Annotated in this window: 3 protein-coding genes; all 3 read left to right on the top strand. The window is 46.5% G+C overall.

The window, feature by feature from the left end; genetic code table 11:
- Positions 1-327: 327 nt before the first annotated feature.
- The 3 genes from ACXLDX_RS00165 (at position 328) to ACXLDX_RS00155 (ending at position 4,393) form a co-directional block, all read left to right on the top strand.
- A complete protein-coding gene (locus ACXLDX_RS00165; protein ID WP_457575161.1) occupies positions 328-2,523 on the top strand; it encodes a cache domain-containing protein in 2,196 nt (731 codons plus the stop codon).
- Complete coding sequence (locus ACXLDX_RS00160) at positions 2,520-3,167, top strand: response regulator transcription factor (protein WP_457575160.1); 648 nt, start codon at positions 2,520-2,522, stop codon at positions 3,165-3,167. The genes ACXLDX_RS00165 and ACXLDX_RS00160 overlap by 4 nt, the downstream gene beginning before the upstream one ends.
- Before the next feature lie 284 nt (positions 3,168-3,451).
- Complete coding sequence (locus tag ACXLDX_RS00155) at positions 3,452-4,393, top strand: CoA transferase subunit A (protein WP_457575159.1); 942 nt, start codon at positions 3,452-3,454, stop codon at positions 4,391-4,393.
- Positions 4,394-4,979 lie beyond the last annotated feature (586 nt).

Raw genomic sequence — 4,979 nt, 5'->3', positions numbered from 1 at the left:
CGAGGAGGATACCGGCAAGAATATAACCGAGAATCAGGGGTTGATGGAAACGCTGCATCACCAGACCACAACAGAACGATGCGAGGATAAGAATTATAATGTCGGTGGCGATACCCATGGTCGATTTGCCGTTAGATTAACCGGACTTGTCCGTCCGAAAATGATCAATTCCGTTCAATATCAAGGACTGCACACACTCCATAATCCAGTCTCTTGCCTGACCAGAGAAATTCCCGTATAGTAGCAGAAATCATCACTTCTGTATACTTCCTGAGTCCGCAGCGGATACGGGTAATCAAACAGGGCAGATCTTCAGACCGGTACACTGTGCAATTCAATATACGGACAAAACTTTTTATAAGCTACTCTTCCACCTTCCTGCTCATCCTGATCGCGGCCGGAATGGGTGTCTACTCCTTTGTTCGTCTGACAATCGAGGATAACATCGAAAGCGAACTGCAGCAGTCCACCAATATTCTACTCAATCTGGTGGAAACGGCAGCAGAAGTCTCCCTGAAAAATTATCTTCGTGCCACGGCAGAAAAAAATCTTGAAATAACCGAATTTTTTTATCAACAGACCCTCAACGGAGAATTGACGGAAGAGAAAGCCAAAAACCAGGTGGCTGAAATTTTTCTCCATCAGCATATTGGAGAATCCGGCTATATCTATGCCATTGACAGTGATGGTGTACTCCAGGTCCATCCACAACCGTCCCTGGTCGGTGTCAATATTTCCCCGTACGATTTTGTCACCGTCCAGAAGGAAAAGAAAACCGGCTACCTTGTCTACGACTGGCAGAACCCCGGCGAAAAACACAGGCGGGGCAAGGCTCTTTATATGGCCTATTTCGCCCCATGGGACTGGATTATCTCTGTCTCCACATATCGCAGCGAATTCAGGCAACTCGTCAAACTTGATGATTTTAGAAAGAAAATCCTCGCCGTCAGTTTTGGCAAAACCGGTTACAGCTACGTCATGGATCTCAAGGGGAACCTGATTATCCACCCCAAGCTGGAAGGACATAATATACTCGAAAAAAAAGACGCCAAAGGTCGTTATTTCATCCGGGAAATCTGCGAGCGGAAGAAGGGAAAGATTATTTATCCATGGCAAAACCCCGGAGACTCTACCGCAAGGGAAAAACTCGTTATCTTCAATTATATCCCACAGTTCCAGTGGATTGTCGCGTCTTCGAGCTACCTTGATGAATTTTTCGCTCCTCTGACAACCATCAGGAAATTCATGCTGTGGGCCATGGCCGCCGCCCTGTTCCTCCTGCTGCCCCTCACCCTGGTGATCAGCCGGACAATAACTGCTCCCCTTCAGGAACTGATGGCCTCCTTTGCCAGACCACCGGATGGTGATTTTACCGCGAGAATCACAAAACCATACAGCGGGGAAATAGGAAAACTGGCCTCTTATTTCAACCAGTTCATGGAAAGGCTTGAAAACTACAGTAATGAACTGAAAAAAGAAATCCAGGTTCGGGCACGTGCCCAGAAAGCCCTCAGGCAGTCCGAGGAGATGTTTTCCAAGGCATTCAATCTCAGCCCGATTTCCATTCTGATACTGAGCTATCCCCAGGGAAAGATCATCAGCGTCAATGACAGCTTCACCCAGACAACCGGTTTCAGACAAAAAAACCTTTTTGACCATTCCCTTGCCGAATTACCGATCTTTGATTCCCCCAAAGATATCCACAATCTGCTCCGGGAACTGACAGAAAAAAACCAGATCAGGGAACGGGCAATCACCTTTCACACAAGAGATAACGAAAAACGACAGGGCCTCGTTTCAGCCGATCTCATTACACTCTGGGGAGATACCTGTGTTCTCGCAGTTGTGGAAGACATCACCGAGCGACAGGGTCTGCAGGAGCGAATTCTCGACATTGGGGAAAATGAAAGACGAAAGGTGGGACAGGATATCCATGACGACCTCTGCCCACATCTTATAGGAACGGAGGTCATGGTCAAAATTCTCCAGAAAAAACTGGAGGAAAACTTTCCAGAAGCGGTGAAAACAACAGAAAAAATCCGGAAACTCATTAAAGACGCCATCAGAAAGTCACGGGGTATGGCACGGGGGCTGAGTCCCGTTTTTCTGGTAAACCGGGGGTTTGAAACTGCAATTGAAGAACTTGTAACCCATACGGAAGAGGTTTATGGTCTGGTCTGTACATATAAACGGACAGGAGACCTCGATTTCCGGGACAGCAGAGACAGCATCCATCTTTTCCTTATTGTTCAGGAGGCTGTTTCCAACAGTGTCCGCCATGCTCGGGGCACCACTGTTAATATTGTACAGAAACAGAGTGAGAACGGTGTATTAATAACCATCACAGATGACGGTATCGGAATTCGTGATGTAACCGAAACCGATGGAATGGGACTGAAAATCATGCGCTACCGGGCCGAACGGATCGGCGCGGAACTCTCTTATTTGACAATGGATAAGGGGGGTACCCGGGTTATCATTACACTCAATGATAACCTGACAATACACGAGGAAGAAATATGACCAGAGTCGTCATAGTGGAAGATCATCCTGTTTTCCGCGCCGGACTGAAGGAACTGATTGAAACAGAAAAAAACCTGCAGGTCTGCGGAGAAGCGGATTCAACAACCACCGCCCTGCAGGTAATCGAAAAAGTACAGCCGGACATGGTTATTGTTGATATTACCCTCAAGGGTCGCAACGGTATCGAGCTGATCTCTGAACTGCACCGTGATTATCCTGACCTTCCCATTCTTGTCTTATCCATGCACGATGAAACACTCTATGCGGAACGGGCTTTTCGCGCTGGAGCAAGAGGGTATATCATGAAAGAAGAAACTTCCGAATCGATAATCAAGGCGATAAATACTATTCACAGGGGAGAAAAATATGCTTCAGCCCGCTTTATGGCCAAAGTTCTCGATAAATATCTCAACCATCCAAAAGACTCCTCAGAATCCCCCATTGACCGACTTACCCACAGAGAACTTGATGTATTCAGGCTGCTGGGAAAAGGAATGACAACGAGGGATATTGCCGACCACCTCGACCTGGGAGTGAAAACCATAGGCACCTACAGGGAACGGATAAAGAATAAACTGGACTTGCAAAATGCCACAGACCTGATACATTCCGCCGTTCGCTGGCTGGAAAAAGGCGAACTGTAGAAAACAAGCAGACCCCAGACTGCTCCCTCTGTAGGTAATCTGCCTACGCCCCCTGATGTTTTATTCCTGCACTGGCCGTACTTTTCACCACCGGATTTTTTGCGTTTTCCACCGATTTACACAATCCCGTTCTTTTTCTATTCTGATTACATATGAAACTCAGCCTGATAAAACAGGCACATCCACAATTTAGCTGAGTTTCATGGGTAATCAAGTTTTCTATAGTATCGCCTGTTGCATGCATCTTCCTGCAATTATCACGGATATATTACGTATGGCAGAAAATGAACCTCACTGATAAGCGTACAAGTTTGAAAAAAGCGATAAGCCGCTACCTGAAAGACAACATCAGTATTGGTCTGGGTGGTTTTGTCGATACGCGAATCCCTGTAGCAGCAACACATGAAATTATCCGCCAGGGGGCCCATAACATTACTCTCATGGAGCAATCCGGTTCCATTTGCACTGAGCTTCTTGCAGGTGCAATGATCCTGAACTCCGACCACCTGTCAATCAAACGGATTAAACTTGGCCGTTGCGAAAGCGAAGCAGGTGAAGAGTTACCGCTGTTAAGGTACCTGTCCGACAGGAACATGATTCAACTCGACAATATTCTTTCCGGAAATATGGTAACAGGATTCAGGGCAGCCGCCATGGGCGTATCTTTTCTGCCGGTCAGAACCCTGGAAAGTAACAATCCCGGGCAAATTTCTTCTGAAATTATAATCGAATGCCCTTTCATCAGACAAAAAGTCTGCCTTGTTCCCGCCTGCCACCCTGATTTAAGTATTGTCCATGTGCAGGCAAGCGACAGATATGGAAACAGCAGGATTTTCGGGAATCTCTGCAATTGCCCGCAAATAGCAGAGGCTGGAACCAGAACTATTGTAACCACAGAACAGATTATCCCGGAATCGAGTTTTCACAACTATCCAAACCTCACGGAAATACCCTGTTCGGCTGTTGACGCCGTGGTTGACCAGCCCTTCGGTTCCACACCGGGAAAGTGTTATGGTCACTACCGGCCTGACAGAGATTATCTCCATAAATTTCGGGAAATCCGTAAAGAATTCTGCAGGTCAAACAACAGGGAAAGACTGCGGGAATTTTATAATAAATATATTTTTGGAGTCGAGACTTTTGATGACTACCTTGAAGAAAAACCATATCCGGTCCTGCAAAACCTCTGTCAACTGGACGAAAAACAGCCACTCCTGCTTGACTGAGATTTCTCGGTAATCAGATTATTCTTAAACAAAAGATGAAAGGCAACTCCTTATCGAATCAACAATTATTTGTGTCAGACTCCCCCCATCTATACGGACGGACATGACCGCTCAACCGGGCAAAGACTCCGACAATGAGGTGCCGATGAAAAAAACTCTTCAGCAGTGTCCCGACAGTGAAGCCTCACTTATCTGTCTGCGACCAGGTCTTCCTTCTTGTACCCACGACACCTCCGTCAAGTGAGGGTGACACCGGGCACTGTTGGGGCGTTTTTTCTTAACAATAATCCCGTATTTATATTACTTGATTACCCATAAGACTCAGCCGAATTGTGGATGTACCTGCTTTATCAGCCTGAGTTTTATACGTAATCAGATCGGTGACAATGCCGCCCGACTATTAATTTCTGAGTTTAATCCTGGAGCAGGTTTTTCAGTTCAATAAATTTTTCTTCAAGGGCAAGAAAACCATCCACAATCCGGGGGTCAAAATGTCCTCCCCGCCCCTCAAGAATTATTGCCTTTGCCTTTTCGTGTTCAAAAGCCTTTTTATAGACACGCTCGGTGGTCAGGGCATCGTAGACAT

This window comes from Desulfomarina sp., assembly GCF_054039375.1.
The sequence above is the reverse complement of the archived record's forward strand: the minus strand, read 5'-3'. Positions and strand labels throughout refer to the sequence as shown.